We start from the raw sequence: 18,246 nt of genomic DNA on the forward strand, positions 1-18,246 counted from the left end.
CCCACCACGAATGCCGGAGACACCCCATGAACGCCGCCCTGCCGCAAGAAACCGCCGCCCAGCTCGAAGCCTGGGACAACCCCATGGGGCTGATGGGCTTCGAGTTCATCGAGTTCACCTCGCCCACGCCCGGCGTGCTGGAGGCGGTGTTTGAAAAACTGGGCTTCACGCTGATCGCCAAGCACCGCTCCAAGGACGTGGTGCTGTACCGCCAGAACGGCATCAACTTCATCCTGAACCGTGAACCCCACAGCCAGGCGGCCTACTTCGGCGCCGAGCACGGCCCTTCGGCCTGCGGCCTGGCGTTTCGCGTGAAGGATGCGCACAAGGCGTACAACCGCGCGCTGGAGCTGGGCGCCCAGCCCATCGAGATCCCGACCGGCCCGATGGAGCTGCGCCTGCCCGCCATCAAGGGCATCGGCGGTGCGCCGCTGTATCTGATCGATCGGTTCGAAGACGGCAAGTCCATCTACGACATCGACTTCGAATTCATCGAAGGCGTGGACCGCCGCCCCGTGGGCCACGGCCTGAACCTGATCGACCACCTCACGCACAACGTGTACCGGGGCCGCATGGGTTTCTGGGCCAACTTCTACGAAAAGCTGTTCAACTTCCGCGAGATCCGCTACTTCGACATCCAGGGCGAGTACACGGGCCTGACGTCCAAGGCCATGACCGCGCCCGACGGCAAGATCCGCATCCCGCTGAACGAAGAGTCCAAGCAGGGCGGCGGCCAGATCGAAGAATTCCTGATGCAGTTCAACGGCGAAGGCATCCAGCACATCGCCCTCATCTGCGACAACCTGCAGGACGTGGTGGACAAGCTGGGCATGGCCGGTGTCGGCCTGGCCACCGCACCCAACGACGTCTACTACGAGATGCTGGACACCCGCCTGCCCGGCCACGGCCAGCCGGTGGCCGAGCTGCAGTCGCGCGGCATCCTGCTGGACGGCACCACGGCCGACGGCACGCCGCGGCTCTTGCTGCAGATCTTCTCCACGCCCATGCTGGGCCCGGTGTTCTTCGAGTTCATCCAGCGCGAGGGCGACTACCGCGACGGCTTCGGCGAGGGCAACTTCAAGGCGCTGTTCGAATCGCTGGAACGCGACCAGATCCGCCGGGGCGTGCTGAACACCTGAGACGTCAGACATCCTTGGGTTAACCCTGGGCAGGTGCCTATACTGCGCGCTCCCCGGAACTCAAAAGGATCCCGATGTCGCTCCGTACTCTCTGGCTGTCCAGCATCGTCCTGGCTGCTGCTGCAGCAGCAGCCATGCCCGCCCTGGCACAAAACCCCGCCGCCCCGCTCACCATCGTGGTCCCCTACCCTGCGGGCGGCCCGCTCGACATCTCGGCCCGCATCGTGGCCGAAGGCACGACCCAGCTGGGCCCCATCACGGTGGAGAACAAGCCGGGCGCGGGCGGCAACACCGGGGCGGACCAGGTCGCCAAGGCCGGCAAGACCAGCAACCAGGTGCTGATGGGCGCGGTGGCCACCCACGCGGTGAACCCGTGGCTGTACAAGAACTTTCCGTACAACCCCATCAAGGACTTCAAGCCCCTGGTGCTGGTGGCGCGCACGCCCAACGTGCTGGTGGTGAACGCGGAGAACGCCGCCAAGCTCGGCATCAAGACCACGCCGGACCTGGTGCAGTACCTCAAGAAGAACCCGAACCAGTTCAAGTACGGCTCGGGCGGCAACGGCAGCATCGGCCACATCGCGGCCGAGATGTTCGAGTCGCTCACCAACACCAAGATGGACCACACGCCGTTCCAGGGCTCCAAGCCCGCGCTCGCGGCGCTGGAGTCCGGCCAGGTACTGCTGGTGTTCGACAACCTGGCGTCGGCCCTGCCGCAGATCCAGTCGGGCAAGTTCCTGGCGCTGGGCGTGACCACGCTAAGCCGCAACGAGGCGCTGCCCAACGTGCCCAGCATCAACGACAGCGTGCAGGGCTTCAACGTGTCCACCTGGTTCGGCCTGTTCGCCCCGGCCTCGCTGCCCGACGCAGACGCGCGCCGCTACGCCACCGCCTTTGCGGCGGCCATGCATTCGCCCGCCGGCAAGGAGAAGTTCAAGAAGATGGGCATCGCGCCCGAAGAGCTCACGCTCGACACGTTCGCCCAGTTCGTGCGCTCGGAAAACAGCAAGTACGAGTTCCTGATCCGGGCCGCAAAGATCAAGATCGATTAAGCAGCCGCCAGGGCAGGTGCGCGCCACCCCGGCGCGCGGTCAGGGCGGCAAGGAGTACCAGAAAATGGGACAAGCCCCTGTCGTCTATGGCCAATCCGCCCGCCCACCCCGCGGCGACTACTCGCGTGCCAGCGAGGACTACACCTGCCCGCAGGACTACGCGGCCTACACCGCCGCCGACCACGACACCTACCGCCGACTGTACGAGCGCCAGCGCGCGCTGCTGCCGGGCCTGGCCAGCCAGGCGTTCATCGACGCCCTGCCCTCGCTGGGCGCAAGCGACCGCATCCCGCGCTTCGAAGAGGTCAACGAGCGCCTGTTGAAAGCCACCGGCTGGGAGCTGGTGGGCGTGCCGGGCCTGATCCCGGAAGTGCCCTTCTTCACGCTGCTGGCCAACCGCAAGTTCCCGGTGACGGACTGGATCCGCAAGCCCGAGGAGTTCGAGTACATCGTCGAGCCCGACATCTTTCACGACCTGTTCGGCCATGTGCCGCTGCTGTTCAACCCCGTGTTCGCGGACTACGTGCAGCGCTACGGCCAGGGCGGCCTGAAGGCCCAGGGGCTGGGCTCGTGCGAGATGCTGTCGCGCCTGTACTGGTACACCATCGAGTTCGGGCTGATCCGCGAGGCCGGGCAGTTGCGGGCCTACGGAGCGGGCATCCTGAGCTCGTCGGGCGAACTCGCGTATGCGGTGCAGAGCCCCGAGCCGCAGCGCATTGCGCTGGCGCTGGAGCGGACGATGCGCACGCGCTACAAGATCGATACGTACCAGCAGACGTATTTTGTGATCGACAGTTTCGAGCAGCTGTTCGAGATGACGGCCGCCGACTTTGCGCCGATCTACGAGCGGCTCAGGGGCCTGCCGGAGTTTGCGGCGGATGAGCGGGACGCCGTGCCCGCCTGACCCGGAGCCTCTCCATTGCCAGGGCATGTCTTCGCGTCGGCGGCCCATGGTGGGCGGGCCATCGTCGTGGTTCCACACACACGCACCGGGGCATGCATGGCACCGCCGTGGCCCCACGCGTTCGATCAACGGCCGCGGTGCAGGCCGCACCGGCTGATGCCGTGAAGCTGGCTTTGCCGGGCCTCAGTCCAGATAGAAGCCAGACGCCTTCACCACCGGCGCCCATACCGCCAGCCCCGCGTCCTGGGCGGCGCGCAGCTCAGCCGGTGAGCCGGGCCTGGGCTGCAAGCCGATGGCCATCAGCCGTGCGTACACGTCGCGCTCCGCCAGCACCTTGCGCAACGCCGTGTTCCACTGCGCAATCGCCGCTGGCGGTGTGGCGGCGGGGGCATACAGGCCGTACCAGCCCTTGACCTGCGTGCCCGGGTAGCCGCTCTCGGCAAAGGTCGGCACGTCCGGCAGCAGGGGCGCCCTGTCGCGGCCGGACACGGCCAGCACCTGGACCTTGCCGCTGCGGTGCATCTCCAGCATGTCGCCCAGGGTGTTGATGCCCGCCGGAACATGGCCGCCCGCCATGGCGGTGACCAGGGGAGCGCCGCCCTGAAAAGGCACGTGCACCATCGGCAACTGCGTGACCTGCCCCACCAGCAAGCCGAAGAAATGCAGCGGGCTGCCCGCCGCAGGCGATCCGAAGCTGGCGCGCTCGGGCGACTGCCGGGCCCACTTCACGAAGTCGGGCAAGGTCTTGGCACCGGCCACGCTGCCGGCCGCCAGCACATACGGAAACTCCGCCACCATGGAGATGGGCGCGAGGTCCGACACCGTATACGCGAGCTTGCGAAAGACCAGCGGATTGGTGACCGTGAGCGCCTCGGGCGCGAGCATCACCACGCTCCCATCGCTCGGTGCCGACTTGAGCGCCGCCGCGGCAATCCGCCCGCCCGCGCCCGGCCGGTTGTCGACGATGACCGGCCGGCCCAGCTGAACCGACAGCTTCTCGGTGAGCAACCGCGCCACGGCGTCGGCCGATCCGCCCGCAGGAAAGCCGACCACGATGCGGGCGGGCGCGTCGGTGGGCTGCGCCAGTGCGGGCGACATGGCACACACCGCAGCCAGCGCGATCGCCCAGGAGCGGCGCAGGCAGCGGACGGAGAGGGAAGCGGGCATGGCAATGTCCTTCACGGTGGGGGTGGAACTGCGCGCCGGGCGGCCGCGCCATCGAGCCCCAGGTTATCCCTGCGGCGGACACCCCGTTATCGAAATCCGGCAAATGTGGGGTGGCCTGTTGCGAGTGCGCAGAACCCCTGCGCGCGCGCTTGCGGCGGCCCGGGTGCGGGGCTACGCTGAGGTTTTGCCCCCTTCGCCTGCGCCACCCATTGCGTCGCCGCCGCCACTGCCATGCACTCGACATCCCCCTATGCCTCGCACCGCACGCCCACCCTGGCGCGCAACACCGTCACCACCACACAGCCCCTGGCCGCCCAGGCCGGGCTGCGGATGCTGCAGGCAGGAGGCAATGCCGTGGACGCGGCCCTCGCCGCCGCCATCACCCTCACCGTGGTGGAGCCGATCATGAATGGCATCGGTGGTGACCTGTATGCGCTGGTGTGGCACCAGGGCGAACTGCACGGCCTGAACGCGACCGGAGCAGCCCCGGCCGCATGGCGGCCGGAGCGATTCGCCGGCCAGTCGCAGATGCCGCGCACCGGCTGGGACGCCGTCACCGTGCCGGGCCAGGTGTCGGGCTGGCGCGCGCTGTCGGACCGGTTCGGACGCCTGCCGTTCGCGCGCCTGTTCGACAGCGCCATCGGCTACGCGGACAACGGGTTCGCGGTGTCGCCCTTCATCGCGTCGGTCTGGCCCCAGCTGGCCGAGCTGGTGCGTGGGCAGCCGGGGTTCGACGCCGCCTTCCTGCGCGAGGGGCGCGCTCCAGCGGCGGGGGCGTGGTGGCGCTTTCCCGACCAGGCCCGGACGCTGGCCGACATCGCGGCCACGGGCGGAGAGTCGTTCTACCGGGGAGCGCTGGCTGAGCGCATTGCCGCGCATGCGCAGGCCACTGGCGGTGCGCTGACCGATGCCGACCTGGCGGCCCACCAGCCGCAGTGGGTGACCCCGGTCACGCAGCGCTACCGCGGGCTCACCTTGCACGAAATTCCGCCCAATGGGCAAGGCATCGCCGCGCTGATGGCGCTGGGAATGCTCGAGCACTTCGACGTGCGGGGAGCGGGCCTGGACACCGCTGCGGCGGCGCACCTTCAGATCGAGGCGATGAAGCTTGCCTTCGCCGACCTGCACGCGCACGTGGCCGACCCTGCGCACATGCAATGCACCACGGCGCAGTTGCTGGACCCGGACTACCTGGCACGCCGCGCCCGGTTGATCGACCCGCGCCGGGCCCAGGCGCCCGCGCCCGGCGCGCCGAGGGCCGCAGGCACGGTCTATCTCGCCGCCGCGGATGCCGACGGCATGATGGTCTCGCTGATCCAGTCCAACTACTTTGCCTTCGGCTCGGGGGTGGTGGTGCCGGGCACCGGCATCGCGCTGCACAACCGGGGCTGGAACTTCAGCCTGGAGCCGGGCCACCCCAACCAGGTGGCGCCCGGCAAGCGGCCCCTGCACACCATCATCCCGGGCTTCGTCACCGATGCCGCGGGCGACCCGCTGATGGCTTTCGGCGTGATGGGCGGGTTCATGCAGGCCCAGGGCCATGTGCAGATGCTGTCGCGCCTGGCCGACTTCGGGCAGGCACCCCAGGCCATGAACGATGCGCCGCGCTTCATGGTCTCGCCGCTGGACCATGCCGTGAAGCTGGAAGCGCACATGCCGTCGGAGGTGGCGCAAGGCCTGCAGGAGCGGGGGCACGCGGTGCAGACGCTGCCCACGGGGCACCTGGACTTCGGCGCGGCCCAGATCGTGCAGCGCGCACAGGAGGGCTACTACGTCGCGGCCTCCGACGGGCGCCGCGATGGCCAGGCCGTGGGCTACTGAAGGGCGCGGATGGCCCGGATGCTCCACCGTGGTGCGCAGTGCGTGGATTTCCGCCGTTCACCGAGCGGCCCGGGTGGGGCGAGCTTGCCGCGCACCGGGATGCAGCACGGGCCGGCTGGCACGGCCCGTGCATCCGGCTTGCGCAGCCCCGGGGGCCCGCCTCGGCATCCGGTGGGCCGACAGGCCCCCGGGATCCTCTGCACGCACTGAGCCGCCAAGTGTGCGCTGCTGTTGCGGGTACGGGCAACGCCGCAGGCCGCCCGAGACCGCAGTTGCACCCGGCGCGATGATTCACGCAGAGGACCCTGAGGGTTTGCGTGAAGAGCTTCTTGTCCCGGCTTGCCTGACATTTCAGGCGGCAGTGCCTGTGTGCAGGCGACCCTTTTCAGGAGTCCGATGGTGGTCCGTGCCGTTGTCAAAGACCGTTGCGCCCCCGATGGCACCGTGCCCCGCGCCGCATGGCATGGCTGCGCGGACACGGCGGATGTGCAAGAGCATGCGGGTTCGCTGCCGGAGTGGGCATTGCAGTACGAGCAATTGTCCGGCGGTGCATTCCATGGCCGCGTGGAGCAGATTCACCTGCCCGGCGCTTACATGGTCAAGGAAACCATGAACCGGTCGGTCCGCCAGCAGGGCGAGATCGGCCGGGACATGTATGGCTTCGCGCTGGTGCTGCAGCCCGAGGGCGAGGCCATCTGCAACGGTCAGCGCCTCGGCGCCACCTCGCTGCTGGTGGGGCGGGGCGACGATCTGGACCTGTGCAACACCCGTGCGTCGCAGATCGGCGCCTTGTCGGTGGACTGCGATCTGGTCCACACCATCTCCCAGGGCATCTACCACCGGCCGCTGGCGCCGTGGCTGGCGCAACAGGTGGTGGTCGACGTGGGGCCCCAGGTCGCCGGCGATCTGCGCGCGCACCTGAACCGCGTGTTCCTGCAGGCCGATCGGCCCCAGGCCCGCCACTGGCAGGGCGAAGCCGCCATGTCACGCGTGCGGGACGACATGCTGCTGGCCTTTCTGGACGCCCTGCCGCTCGACACCGACATCTCGCACCTGAAGTCCGTCGCCCAGCGCCGGCGCGTGGTGCACCGTGCGCGGGAGATGATGCTGGCCCGCGTGGATCAGCCGCCGTCGCTGCTGGAGGTGTGCCGCCACGTGGGTGCCAGCCACCGCAAGCTCCACTACTGCTTTCAGGACATCCTGGGCATGAGCCCCGCCCGCTACCTGCGGGTCTTGCGCCTCAATGGCGTGCGACGCCAACTCCAGTCGCGGCGCGACCCGCATGCGGGCGTGCAGGACGTGGCAGCCCTGTGGGGGTTCTGGCACCTCGGGCAGTTTTCGGCCGACTACAAGCGCCTGTTTGCAGAACTGCCTTCGCAGACGCTGCGCAGGGCCTGACGCCCCACCGGCCGGCGGATGCGGGCCCTGGCTGGCCTGCGCACGGCCCCGAGTACCGAGGTACCTGGACTCGACAGCCTGATCCGAACGGCCGGTGCAACCAGTGCGGCCTGCGCCCCCCGTTCAGTTCCGCCCCACCTCATCCAGGCACTCCGCCATCACGCCGGGGTCAAACGCCATCTGCACATGCGCCACCCCCTCCACGAACCGGTTGTCGGCCCCCGGCAGGCTCGCCGTGGTGGCCGGAAACACGATGTTGTCGCAGTTCGAATACCAGCAGGTGAACAAGGCCGCGCGCCCCGCAGGCTCCGCTTTCTGCAGCGCCCCCACCCACTCCCCCGCCAGGCTCATCTGCCGCCCATTCACCGCCCGGCTGAACCGCCCCAGCCACGTCCCGCCGTGCGGCGTGCCCAGCGTCAGCACGCGGTGCACCCTCCCATCGGCCTGGTGCGCCCGCAGCCACGCCCGCGCGGCCAGCCCGCCCATGCTGTGGCACACCAGCACGGGGGCCTGCCCCGTCGCTGCGGCCACGCGCGCCACGGCGTCGTCGATGGTGTTGGCGTACTCGTCGATGGAGCCCATCACCGGCTCCAGATTGACGGCCACGTACGCATGGCCGCGCGCCTTCAGGTGCGCGAACCACGGCAGCCACAGCCCCCGGTTGCACATGAACCCGTGGACCAGCACCACGCCGCGCCGGCCCGTGGGCTGGGCCGGCAGCCAGTCGGGCAGCGACTGGTGGCGAAACGGCTGGCGCCAGCCGAAGAGCGCGAGCGCCACGCACACCTCGGCCCACCAGGCTGCCACCACCTGGGCCAGCCGCGCACGCGGCGCCGCATCGGTGCGGTTGGTGATGTGCATCAGCACGAACTCGACGGCCATCACCAGCAGGTACACCGCCAGCGGGACGAGTGCGCCCACGATGGCCACCTGGGGCGAACGGGGCCACTGCCAGGCCAGCCAGGCCAGCCAGGCCGCCATGGCCGCAAGGATGAAAAGGATCAAGACTCGTTGCCAGCGCGCAATCATGGTGTCGGTGCGGGGGAGAGGGATGGTGTAATGGTGAGCGACTCGTTCACCGCATTGTGCGGCCTGGCCGACAGGGTGCAGGGCGTGCGGCGGCAGCGGTGCCACCCCAACAACGGCCCTACTTTCATGACCACCATGGACGCAGCCCAGACCATCCGAGAGCGCATTGCCGATGTCACCGCCCTGCGGCAGCACCGCACGGGCGACCCGGGGCTCGGCGCGGCGGTGGGCCAGGTCAAGACGCTGCAGGCCCGGCGGTTCCGGGGCACGTATGCCGACCTGATGGCGTCGCCGTCGTTCGGCCCCGCCGCGAAATTCTTTCTGGAGGAGCTGTACAGCGACTCCGACTACACCGCCCGCGACCAGCAATTCAGCCGCATCGCAGGCACGCTGCAGACCATGTTCCCGGCGGCGGTGGTGGCCACGGCCGTGGCCCTGGCCGTGTTGCACGCGCAGACCGAAGCACTGGACCACGCGATGGGCCTCGCGTGGCCCGCCGCAGCCGGCGGCACGGCCGATGCCATCACCGGCCCGGCAACCACCACCGCACGCAACGACACCACGGACGCCGCCCGCTACGTGGCCGCCTGGCGCGCGGTGGGCGACCGCGCCGCGCGCGAGCAGCAGCTGCAGCGCGTGCTGGCCATGGGCACCGACCTGGCACGCCTCACGCGCACGCCTGGCCTGCGCATGATGCTGCGCATGATGCGCGCCCCGGCCCACGCGGCGGGCATGGGCGATCTGCAGCAGTTTCTGGAGGCGGGCTTCGACACCTTCGGCCAGCTGGCGCGCCAGCGCGGCGGGGTCGAGCAGTTCCTGGCCACCATCGAGGCGCGCGAGCGTGCGCTGATGGCGGAGCTCTTCGATGCCGACCGTGTCACCTGCGAGACCCAACTGGCCCGCACCCTAGGACAAGCCCGGTAGCTGGTTGCTCCTCGCGCTTTCACAATCTTCGCAGCCACCGCCTGGCCGGTGGGTCACGCAAGCACACAAGCTGCACAAGCCGACACGCAAGCAGCACGCAGAAGAAGGAACCAAGCGCATGGAAAAGATCTGGCTCAAGAGCTACCCCCCGGGCGTACCGCACGACGTCAAGCCCGAGCAATACCGCTCTGTCGCCCACCTGCTGGAAGAGTCCTTCCGCAAGCACGCATCGAGCCCGTTTTCGGTCTGCATGGACCGCTGGATGACGTATGGCGAGCTGGAGCGCCGCTCGGCCGCCCTGGGCGCCTACCTGCAGAGCCTGGGCCTCGCGCCCGGTGCGCGCGTGGCCATCATGCTGCCCAACCTGCCGCAGTTCGGCGTGACCATGGCGGCCGTGCTGCGCGCAGGCTACACCTGCGTGAACGTGAACCCGCTGTACACCGCGCGCGAGCTGGAGCACCAGCTCAAGGACTCGGGCGCCACCGCCATCGTGATCCTGGAGAACTTCGCGCACACGCTGGCCGAGGTGGTGGACCGCACCGCCGTGCAGCACGTGGTGATGACCGCCATGGGCGACCTGCTGGGCGCAGCCTTTGGCACCTGGATCACCTTCGCCGTGCGCCACCTGGCCAAGATGGTGCCCGCGTACGAGCTGCCGCTGACCAACGGCCGCAAGGTCGTGCCCTTCAAGAAGGCGCTGTCGCTGGGCGAGCACAAGTCGCTCGCGCCCAGCCAGGCCACGCTCGACTCCATCGCCTTCCTGCAGTACACGGGCGGCACCACCGGCCTGTCCAAGGGCGCGGTGCTCACCCACCGGAACATCGTCGCCGCCACGCTGCAGGCCGAGGCCTGGTTCACGCCGGCGCTGTCCAGGATCGGTGACGTGAGCAAGGCCAACAGCATCGCCGCGCTGCCGCTGTACCACATCTTCGCGCTCACGCTGTGCCTGCTGGCCATCCGCCAGGGCTCCAGCCTCACGCTGATCCCGAACCCGCGCGACATCCCCAAGTTCGTGGCCGAGCTGAAAAAGCGCCCCTTCCACATGCTGCCTGCGGTGAACACCTTGTTCAACGCATTGCTGCAGAACCCGCAGTTCAAGACGCTCGACTTCTCGCACCTGTGCGTGTCGCAGGCCGGCGGCATGGCCGCCAGCGAAGGCACGGCCAAGCAGTGGCAGAAGGTGACCGGCAGCACCATGATCGAAGGCTGGGGCATGAGCGAGACCTGCGCCATCGGCACCAACAACCCGGTGAACAACACGTCCTTCAGCGGCACCATCGGCCTGCCGCTGCCGGGCATCGACATCGCCATCAAGGACGATGCTGGCAACAGCGTGCCTCAGGGCGACCCGGGCGAGATCTGCATCCGCGGCCCCAACGTGATGACGGGCTACTACAACCAGCCCGAAGAGAACGCCAAGGCCTTCACCGCCGACGGCTTCATGCGCACGGGCGACATCGGCGTGATGGACGCCGAGGGCTATACCCGCATCATCGACCGCAAGAAGGACATGATCCTGGTGAGCGGCTTCAACGTGTTCCCCAACGAGCTGGAGCAGGTCATCAGCCTGTGCCCCGGCGTGGTGGAATGCGCCGCCATCGGCATCCCGGACGAAAAGCAGGGCGAGGCGATCAAGGTGTTCATCATCAAGAACGACCCCACGCTGAGCGAAGAGGACGTGGCCCGCTTCTGCCAGGAGAACCTGACGGGCTACAAGCGGCCCAAATACATCGAGTTCCGCGACGAGCTGCCCAAGAGCAACGTGGGCAAGATCCTGCGGCGCGAACTGCGCAAGGCGTAGGGCGCTTATCAAACCCAGCAGCTGCACGCGGGCGCAGCTGCTGGCATGGTTCCCTGCTTCACTCCCCACACCACACCATTCGGGCTGAGCCTGTCGAAGCGCCGCGCGAGGCTTCGACAGGCTCAGCCCGAACGGTTTGGACTGGGCGAATGCTGATCCGTTAGGCCTCTTCTCACCAGCTGCTAGCGGATACCCCCAAAACCGTTCACGTTGAGCCTGTCGAAACGCCGCGCAAAGCTTCGGCAAGCCTGTCCTGAGCCTGTCGAAGGACTCAGCCCGAACGGGTGGGTAGCACATCCGCCCATACCCCAACAGCCTCCCTCGCTCGAATCCGACACGCCCTGACTTCCCCTCATCTTCGGGTTTTCACCAACTAGCAAACGTTTGCGCAAACGTTTGCTTTCGTTATGATCCGCGGGCCACACAGCGATCGGGCGCTTATCCTTGGCTGTTGTCCATGGGTCGCGCGCACCTGGAAATGCCGTGCCTGGCCCTGCGGGGCTTGGCTTGCATCCCTCGCGCCGTTGTCGGTTTTGTTTGTTCCGTTTGTTCGTTCTTGACGCCCTGACCACCATTCCAATAGGAGACACCATGCACTTCACCCGCCGTACCGTTCAGACCGCCGCCGCCCTTGCCGTGCTGGGCGGCATGCTGGCCAGCCCTGCCCTGGCGCAGGACAAGCCCAAGATCGCCCTGGTCATGAAATCGCTGGCCAACGAGTTCTTCCGCACCATGGAAGACGGCGCCAAGGCGCACCAGAAGGCGCACGCCAGCGAGTACACGCTGGTGGCCAACGGCATCAAGAACGAGACCGACACCGCCGCCCAGATCAAGATGGTCGAGCAGGCCGTGGCCCAAAAGGCCAGCGCCATCGTGATCGCCCCGGCCGATTCCAAGGCCCTGGTGCCCGCCGTCAAGGCCGCCATCGACAAGGGCGTGATCGTGATCAACATCGACAACCAGCTCGATGCCGATGCGCTGAAGGAAAAGAACATCACCGTGCCCTTCGTGGGCCCGGACAACCGCGCGGGCGCCAAACTCGTGGGCGACCACCTGGCCAAGAGCCTGAAGGCGGGCGACAAGGTGGGCATCATCGAGGGCGTGTCCACCACCTTCAATGCGCAGCAGCGCACCCTGGGCTACCAGGACGCGATGAAGGCCGCCAACATCACCGTGGTGGGCGTGCAGTCCGGCAACTGGGAGATCGAAAAAGGCAACACCGTGGCCGCCGGCATGATGCGCGAGCACCCTGACCTCGTGGCCCTGCTGGCCGGCAACGACAGCATGGCGCTGGGCGCCGTGGCCGCCGTGAAGGCCGCAGGCAAGACCGGCAAGGTGCAGGTGGTGGGCTACGACAACATCAACGCCATCAAGCCCATGCTGGCCGACGGCCGCGTGCTGGCCACCGCCGACCAGTACGCCGCCAAGCAGGCCGTGTTCGGCATCGAGCTGGCCCAGAAGGCCCTGGCCGCCAAGACGCCGCAGAACCAGCTGCCTGCTGCGGTGAAGACGGACGTGGTGCTGGTCACCAAGGGCAGCAAGTAACCCGGAGCGGTGAACAAAACTCTTCTGGCGTCGTTGCCGGGTCTGGTCGTACTTCCAGTACTGCCTGCGACCCGGCGCCTGGCCAGAACGCTTCGCTGAGCTTTGTTCACCGCTCAAGAGATCAGCAACCCTTGCCGCGACCTGCCATGCCCTCAACCCCCACAACCCAACCGCCCGCGCCACCCACACCCCTGCTGTGCATCGACGCGGTCGGCAAGGACTACAGCGCCACCACCGTGCTCGACGGGGTGACGCTGGCGCTGAACGCGGGCGAGGTGCTGGCGCTCACGGGCGAGAACGGCGCGGGCAAGAGCACGCTGTCCAAGATCGTCTGCGGCCTCACGCCTGCCACGCGCGGCGGCATGCGGCTGACGGGGCAGACCTTTGCCCCGGCCACGCGGCGCGAGGCCGAGCAGCACGGGGTGCGCATGGTGATGCAGGAGCTGGGCCTGGTGCCCACGCTCACCGTGGCCGAGAACCTGCTGCTGGGCCGCCTGCCGAACCGCGCGGGCTGGCTGCAGCGGGACGTGCTGCACGCCGCGGCGCGCACGCAGCTGGCCAAGATCGGCCTCGAATCCATCGACCCGGCCACGCCGGTGTCGCAACTGGGCATCGGCCAGCAGCAGATGGTGGAGATCGCCCGCAACCTGCAGGACGACACGCGCATCCTGGTGCTCGATGAGCCCACGGCCATGCTCACGCCACGCGAGACCACCTACCTGTTCGACCAGATCGCGCGCCTGACCGCGCGCGGCGTGGCCATCGTCTACGTGTCGCACCGGCTCGAAGAGCTGCGCCGCATCGCCGACCGCGCCGCCGTGCTGCGCGACGGCCGGCTGGTGGACGTGCTGCCCATGGCCGGCCTGTCCGAGGACGACCTGGTGCGCCGCATGGTGGGCCGCTCCGTCAACGACCTGGACCACCGCCCCCGCCGCACGGCCGGCCCGGTGGTGATGGAAGTGAGCGGCATCGGCCGCGGAACCGCCGTGCAGGACGTGAGCCTCAGCCTGCGCGCAGGCGAGGTGTTCGGCGTGGCAGGCCTGGTGGGCTCGGGCCGCACGGAACTGGTGCGCCTGCTCTTCGGCGCGGACCGCGCCGACCGGGGCAGCGTCACGCTGCATGGTTCCGATTCAGTTTCAGATTCAGACCAAAAACAGCCCCTACCGCTGGATGGACAAGCGCAAGCAGCTACAAAAACAGTAGCAACCAAGATCGACAAGGGTTTTGCATCGCCCCTGCAGGCCATCCGCGCAGGCATCGGGCTGGTCACCGAAGACCGCAAGTCGCAGGGCCTGCTGCTGGCCCAGCCCATCCGCATCAACGCCACGCTGTCCGACCTGTCGGCAGTGTCGCGCGGTGGCTGGCTGCAGCGTGCGCTGGAGCACCGGCTGGTGCAGGGCTTTGTGCGCACGCTCAGCATCCGCTGCAAAGACGGCGAGCAGCCCGTGGGCCAGCTGTCGGGCGGCAACCAGCAAAAGGTCGTGTTCGCCCGCTGGCTGCACCGCCCCGTGCGCGTGCTGCTGCTGGACGAGCCCACCCGCGGCGTGGACGTGGGCGCACGCGCCGAGATCTATACCGAACTCGACCGCATGGCCGACGAAGGCCGCGCGCTGCTCATGGTGTCGTCCGACCTGCGCGAGCTCATGGCCATGGCCGACCGCATCGGCGTGATGAGCGCCGGCCGCCTGGTGGCCGTGTTCGAGCGCGGCGAGTGGTCCGAGCAGTCGCTGCTGGCCGCCGCGTTCTCCGACATGGCGGGCCGCGCCAGCGAGCCGCCTGCCGCCGCACCCCCTTCTTCCCGCGGGCCCTCGTCCGCACCTTCTTCCGCCACCGCATGAACGCCGCAGCCCCCTCCTCCCCCACCGCATCCCCCGCCTCGCGCTCCACCCCGGTGTGGCGCAGCCAGCTTGGCACCTACCTCGGGCTCCTGGCCGTGCTGGCCGGCATGGTGGGCCTGTTCTCGTGGATGTCCGAATACTTCTGGAGCGCCGAGACCTTCATCACCATCGCCAACGAGATCCCGGCCCTGGCCGTGATGGCGGTGGGCATGACCTTCGTGCTCATCATCGCGGGCATCGACCTGTCGGTGGGCTCGGTGATGGCGCTGTCGGCCGCCACGTCGGCGGCCGCCATCCTGCAATGGGGCTGGACGGTGCCGGCCGCGGCCGCGCTGGCGCTGGCCACGGGCCTGGTGTGCGGCACCATCACGGGCTCCATCTCGGTGGCCTGGCGGCTGCCCTCGTTCATCGTCTCGCTGGGCATGCTCGAAGCCGTGCGCGGCAGCGCCTATCTGGTCACCGACTCGCGCACGCAGTACGTGGGCGATGCGATCTCGTGGCTGGCCGCGCCGTTCTTCGGCGGCATCTCGGTGGCCTTCCTGATCGCGCTGGTGCTGGTGGTGGTGGCGCAGCTGGTGCTCACGCGCACGGTCTTCGGCCGCTCGGTCGTGGGCATCGGCACCAACGAAGAGGCCATGCGCCTGGCGGGCGTGGACCCGCGCCCGGTGCGCATCATCGTGTTCGCGCTCACCGGCTTGCTCGCGGGCCTGGCGGGCCTCATGCAGTCGGCACGCCTGGAAGCGGCCGACCCCAACGCGGGCTCGGGCATGGAGCTGCAGGTCATCGCCGCGGTGGTGATTGGCGGCACCAGCCTCATGGGCGGGCGCGGCTCGGTGGTGACCACCGCGTTCGGCGTGCTGATCATCGCGGTGCTGGAGGCGGGCCTGGCCCAGGTGGGCGCGAGCGAGCCGAGCAAGCGCATCATCACGGGCTGCGTGATCGTGGCCGCCGTCATCGTGGACACGCTGCGCCAGCGCCGCGCCGCCGTCTGAACATCACCTTCGCCCCACCTCCACCGAATCCGCTTTCCACCCCATGGCTACTATCAAGGACGTTGCGCGCCACGCCGACGTATCGGTCACCACCGTGTCCCACGTGGTCAACGGCACGCGCCGCGTGAGCCCCGAGGGCCGCGCACGCGTCGAGACAGCCATCCGCGCCCTGGGCTACGTGCCCAGCGCCATCGCGCGCAGCCTCAAGAGCAACAACACGCGCACGCTGGGCATGCTGATCCCCAACAGCTCCAACCCCTACTTCGCCGAGATCGTGCACAGCGTGGAAGACCGGTGCTTCGGCGCGGGGTACAACGTCATCCTGTGCAACACCAACGACGAGGCGCACCGCCAGGGCAGCTACCTGCAGGTGCTGGCCGAGCGCCGCATCGACGGGCTGATCGTCGTCTCCACCGGCCATGACGCCACGCTGCCCACGCAGCTGGCGGGTCTGTCCATCCCCACCGTGCTGGTGGACCGCGAGATCGAGATCGCCGAGCTGCCCTGCGACCTGGTCGAAACCGCCCACATGCAGGGCGGCCAACTGGCCACGCGCCACCTGCTGGCCCAGGGCCACCGCCGCATCGCCTGCATCGGCGGCCCCGCGGGCCTGGCGCCCAGCGAGCAGCGCATCGCCGGCTGGCGCGCCGCGCTGGCCGACGCGGGTTGCGGCGACGGCAGCGGCCTGCTGTGGCACGGCAACTTCACCAGCCAGGGCGGGTACGAGGCCATGCACGCGGTGCTGCGCGCGAGCGAGCCGCCCACCGCCGTTTTCGTCTGCAACGACCTCATGGCCATGGGCGCGCTGTGCGCCGCCCACGAACGCGCGCTGCGCGTGCCCGAGGCGCTGTCCATCGTCGGCTTCGACGACATCGAACTGGCCGCCTTCACCAGCCCGCCGCTGACCACCGTGGCCCAGCCCAAGCAGCGCATCGGCGCACTGGCGGTGGACATGCTGCTCGAACGCATCGACGGCAAGCGCCAGGACGTGCGCAAGGTGATGCTGCAGCCCGAGCTGCGCGTGCGGTCTTCCACCGCCCCGGCCCCGGAGACCGCAGCATGAGCGACAAAGCGTTGAACACCGCACCCCGCATCGCCGTGGTCGGCAGCCTGAACATGGACCTGGTGCTGCAGGTCGCCCGCGCGCCCGAGGCCGGCGAGACCGTGCTGGCCGACGGCCTGCACCTGGTGCCCGGTGGCAAGGGCGGCAACCAGGCCGTGGCCTGCGCACGCCAGGGCGCCCAGGTGCACCTCTTCGGCCGCCTGGGCGACGACGGCTACGGCCGCACGCTGCGCGCAGGCCTGGCCGCCGACGGCATCGACCACAGCGGCGTGCAGACCGATACCGCATCCACCACCGGCGTGGCCGCCATCACGGTCGAAGCCACGGGCCAGAACCGCATCGTGGTGGTGCCCGGCGCCAACGGCCGCTTCGTGCTGGACGCGCTCGCGCTGGGCGCCGCGCTGCCCGGTGCCGGCGGGCTGGTCGTGCAGTTCGAGACGCCCATGCCGCAGGTCGTGGCGGCAGCGCAGCAGGCCCACGCCGCGGGCTGCCCGGTGGTGCTCAACCCCTCGCCCATCCAGCCCCTGCCCGACACGCTCTGGCCCCTGGTGCACACGCTGGTGGTCAACGAGGTCGAGGCCGCAGCCCTGGCCGGCGTGGCCGTGGACACCCCGCAAGACGCCGCCGCCGCCGCCCAGGCGCTGCGCGGCCGGGGCCCTGCCCAGGTCGTGGTCACGCTGGGCGCCGCCGGCGCCGTGGCGGCCGATGCCGATGGCTGCCGCCACCACCCCGGCATGCGCGTGCGCGCGGTGGACACCACGGCGGCCGGCGACACCTTTCTGGGCGCGCTGGCCGTGGCGCTGGCGCGCGGCGAGCCACTCGATGCCGGCGTGCGCGAAGGCATCCGCGCCGCCGCGCTGTGCGTGACGCAGCACGGCGCGCAGCCCTCCATCCCCACCCGCGCCGCCGTGGCGCAGAGCCCCCAACCCCCCGACTGGACCGCCCTGTGAAACGCACCACCCTGCTGCACGCCGAACTCTCCCACGCCATCGCCAGCCTGGGCCACGGCGACATGCTGGTCATCGGCGACGTGGGCCTGCCCATCCCCGACGGCCCGCGCCGCATCGACCTGGCGCTGACCCCCGGCATCCCGGCCGTGGTGGACGTGCTGCGCGTGGTGCTGGCCGAGATGCAGGTCGAAAAAGCCATCATCGCCACCGAGGCCGTGGAGCGCCACGCCGGCATCCAGCCCGGCTGGTCGGCCGCGCTGCCCGTGGCCCCCGCGCAGATGCCGCACGAAGACTTCAAGCGCCTGACCCGGCAGGCCCGCGTGATGGTGCGCACCGGCGAGTGCACGCCGTACGCGAACGTGATCCTGGTGGCCGGCGTCACGTTCTGAAGGGACAGACTCCCCCGGAGTCGCCTGCGCGGCGCCTTCCCCCTGAGGGGGACGACGCCCTCGCTGCGGGGCGGCCCTTGGCTTGCGGTCCCTCATCGACAGCGCCCACCGCAAACGCCGCGTAGGGGTTTTGCATAGCCCGCCAGGGGCGCAGGCTGGGTTACGCTGGATTAAGACCTCGTTCTGACACGCCAGCCCCGGCGGCCCGGGCCTCACGAGGCCACCGGCCCGCCG

Annotated in this window: 15 protein-coding genes; 13 read left to right on the forward strand and 2 right to left on the reverse strand. The window is 69.4% G+C overall.

What is annotated here, in order from left to right; translation table 11 throughout:
• Positions 1-26: 26 nt before the first annotated feature.
• The 3 genes from hppD to phhA all read left to right on the forward strand — a co-directional run bounded on the left by hppD (position 27) and on the right by phhA (position 3,095).
• Positions 27-1,139 carry a 4-hydroxyphenylpyruvate dioxygenase gene (gene hppD / locus ACIGHN_RS22030; RefSeq protein WP_396506076.1) on the forward strand — a complete coding sequence of 371 codons (1,113 nt, stop codon included), beginning with the start codon at positions 27-29 and terminating at the stop codon, positions 1,137-1,139.
• Positions 1,140-1,213: 74 nt separating this feature from the next.
• Positions 1,214-2,191: a tripartite tricarboxylate transporter substrate binding protein gene (locus tag ACIGHN_RS22035; RefSeq protein ID WP_056414016.1), complete on the forward strand. Its 978-nt coding sequence runs from the start codon at positions 1,214-1,216 to the stop codon at positions 2,189-2,191.
• Between the two features lie 64 nt (positions 2,192-2,255).
• Positions 2,256-3,095: a phenylalanine 4-monooxygenase gene (gene phhA, locus ACIGHN_RS22040; protein WP_056414213.1), complete on the forward strand. Its 840-nt coding sequence runs from the start codon at positions 2,256-2,258 to the stop codon at positions 3,093-3,095.
• Between the two features lie 183 nt (positions 3,096-3,278).
• Here phhA and ACIGHN_RS22045 read toward each other — a convergent pair whose 3' ends face one another.
• A complete protein-coding gene (locus ACIGHN_RS22045) occupies positions 3,279-4,262 on the reverse strand; it encodes a tripartite tricarboxylate transporter substrate-binding protein (RefSeq protein ID WP_396506078.1) in 984 nt (327 codons plus the stop codon).
• Between the two features lie 231 nt (positions 4,263-4,493).
• Between ACIGHN_RS22045 and ACIGHN_RS22050 the strand changes: the two genes are divergently transcribed.
• Entirely contained in the window at positions 4,494-6,083 is a 1,590-nt protein-coding gene (locus ACIGHN_RS22050; protein ID WP_396506080.1) for a gamma-glutamyltransferase family protein, read from the forward strand.
• A 399-nt stretch (positions 6,084-6,482) separates the two neighbouring features.
• Entirely contained in the window at positions 6,483-7,481 is a 999-nt protein-coding gene (locus tag ACIGHN_RS22055; RefSeq protein ID WP_396506081.1) for a helix-turn-helix domain-containing protein, read from the forward strand.
• A 123-nt stretch (positions 7,482-7,604) separates the two neighbouring features.
• Here the strand turns inward: ACIGHN_RS22055 and ACIGHN_RS22060 are convergent, their stop codons facing one another.
• A complete protein-coding gene (locus ACIGHN_RS22060) occupies positions 7,605-8,510 on the reverse strand; it encodes an esterase/lipase family protein (protein WP_396506082.1) in 906 nt (301 codons plus the stop codon).
• Between the two features lie 135 nt (positions 8,511-8,645).
• On the opposite strand from ACIGHN_RS22060, the gene ACIGHN_RS22065 reads away from it, so the two are divergent.
• The 8 genes from ACIGHN_RS22065 to rbsD all read left to right on the forward strand — a co-directional run bounded on the left by ACIGHN_RS22065 (position 8,646) and on the right by rbsD (position 18,012).
• Entirely contained in the window at positions 8,646-9,434 is a 789-nt protein-coding gene (locus ACIGHN_RS22065; protein ID WP_396506164.1) for an FFLEELY motif protein, read from the forward strand.
• A 118-nt stretch (positions 9,435-9,552) separates the two neighbouring features.
• A complete protein-coding gene (locus ACIGHN_RS22070) occupies positions 9,553-11,235 on the forward strand; it encodes an AMP-binding protein (protein ID WP_396506083.1) in 1,683 nt (560 codons plus the stop codon).
• Positions 11,236-11,826: 591 nt separating this feature from the next.
• Positions 11,827-12,780 carry a sugar ABC transporter substrate-binding protein gene (locus tag ACIGHN_RS22075; RefSeq protein ID WP_396506085.1) on the forward strand — a complete coding sequence of 318 codons (954 nt, stop codon included), beginning with the start codon at positions 11,827-11,829 and terminating at the stop codon, positions 12,778-12,780.
• A gap of 146 nt (positions 12,781-12,926) precedes the next feature.
• On the forward strand, positions 12,927-14,618 hold the full coding sequence (locus ACIGHN_RS22080; protein WP_396506087.1) for a sugar ABC transporter ATP-binding protein: 1,692 nt from the start codon (positions 12,927-12,929) through the stop codon (positions 14,616-14,618).
• A complete protein-coding gene (locus ACIGHN_RS22085; protein ID WP_396506089.1) occupies positions 14,615-15,610 on the forward strand; it encodes an ABC transporter permease in 996 nt (331 codons plus the stop codon). The genes ACIGHN_RS22080 and ACIGHN_RS22085 overlap by 4 nt, the downstream gene beginning before the upstream one ends.
• A 43-nt stretch (positions 15,611-15,653) precedes the next feature.
• Positions 15,654-16,673, forward strand: a complete 1,020-nt coding sequence (locus tag ACIGHN_RS22090; RefSeq protein WP_396506091.1) for a LacI family DNA-binding transcriptional regulator — start codon at positions 15,654-15,656, stop codon at positions 16,671-16,673.
• The gene (rbsK, locus tag ACIGHN_RS22095; protein ID WP_396506093.1) at positions 16,670-17,623 is read left to right on the forward strand and encodes a ribokinase; all 954 of its coding nucleotides are present in this window, start codon (positions 16,670-16,672) and stop codon (positions 17,621-17,623) included. Before ACIGHN_RS22090 ends, rbsK begins: the two co-directional genes overlap by 4 nt.
• On the forward strand, positions 17,620-18,012 hold the full coding sequence (gene rbsD / locus ACIGHN_RS22100) for a D-ribose pyranase (protein ID WP_056414045.1): 393 nt from the start codon (positions 17,620-17,622) through the stop codon (positions 18,010-18,012). Before rbsK ends, rbsD begins: the two co-directional genes overlap by 4 nt.
• The last annotated feature ends 234 nt before the right edge of the window (positions 18,013-18,246 follow it).

Origin of the sequence: Acidovorax sp. NPDC077693 (assembly GCF_044542805.1) — a bacterium.
Lineage (GTDB): Bacteria > Pseudomonadota > Gammaproteobacteria > Burkholderiales > Burkholderiaceae_C > Acidovorax.

Coding starts and splice junctions, on each gene's coding strand:
- ACIGHN_RS22080 (WP_396506087.1), top strand. CDS start 12,927: ATGCCCTCAACCCCCACAACCCAACCGCCCGCGCCACCCACACCCCTG.
- ACIGHN_RS22050 (WP_396506080.1), top strand. CDS start 4,494: ATGCACTCGACATCCCCCTATGCCTCGCACCGCACGCCCACCCTGGCG.
- rbsK (WP_396506093.1), top strand. CDS start 16,670: ATGAGCGACAAAGCGTTGAACACCGCACCCCGCATCGCCGTGGTCGGC.
- ACIGHN_RS22035 (WP_056414016.1), top strand. CDS start 1,214: ATGTCGCTCCGTACTCTCTGGCTGTCCAGCATCGTCCTGGCTGCTGCT.
- ACIGHN_RS22060 (WP_396506082.1), bottom strand. CDS start 8,510: ATGATTGCGCGCTGGCAACGAGTCTTGATCCTTTTCATCCTTGCGGCC.
- ACIGHN_RS22070 (WP_396506083.1), top strand. CDS start 9,553: ATGGAAAAGATCTGGCTCAAGAGCTACCCCCCGGGCGTACCGCACGAC.
- ACIGHN_RS22075 (WP_396506085.1), top strand. CDS start 11,827: ATGCACTTCACCCGCCGTACCGTTCAGACCGCCGCCGCCCTTGCCGTG.
- phhA (WP_056414213.1), top strand. CDS start 2,256: ATGGGACAAGCCCCTGTCGTCTATGGCCAATCCGCCCGCCCACCCCGC.
- ACIGHN_RS22065 (WP_396506164.1), top strand. CDS start 8,646: ATGGACGCAGCCCAGACCATCCGAGAGCGCATTGCCGATGTCACCGCC.
- hppD (WP_396506076.1), top strand. CDS start 27: ATGAACGCCGCCCTGCCGCAAGAAACCGCCGCCCAGCTCGAAGCCTGG.
- ACIGHN_RS22045 (WP_396506078.1), bottom strand. CDS start 4,262: ATGCCCGCTTCCCTCTCCGTCCGCTGCCTGCGCCGCTCCTGGGCGATC.
- ACIGHN_RS22085 (WP_396506089.1), top strand. CDS start 14,615: ATGAACGCCGCAGCCCCCTCCTCCCCCACCGCATCCCCCGCCTCGCGC.
- ACIGHN_RS22090 (WP_396506091.1), top strand. CDS start 15,654: ATGGCTACTATCAAGGACGTTGCGCGCCACGCCGACGTATCGGTCACC.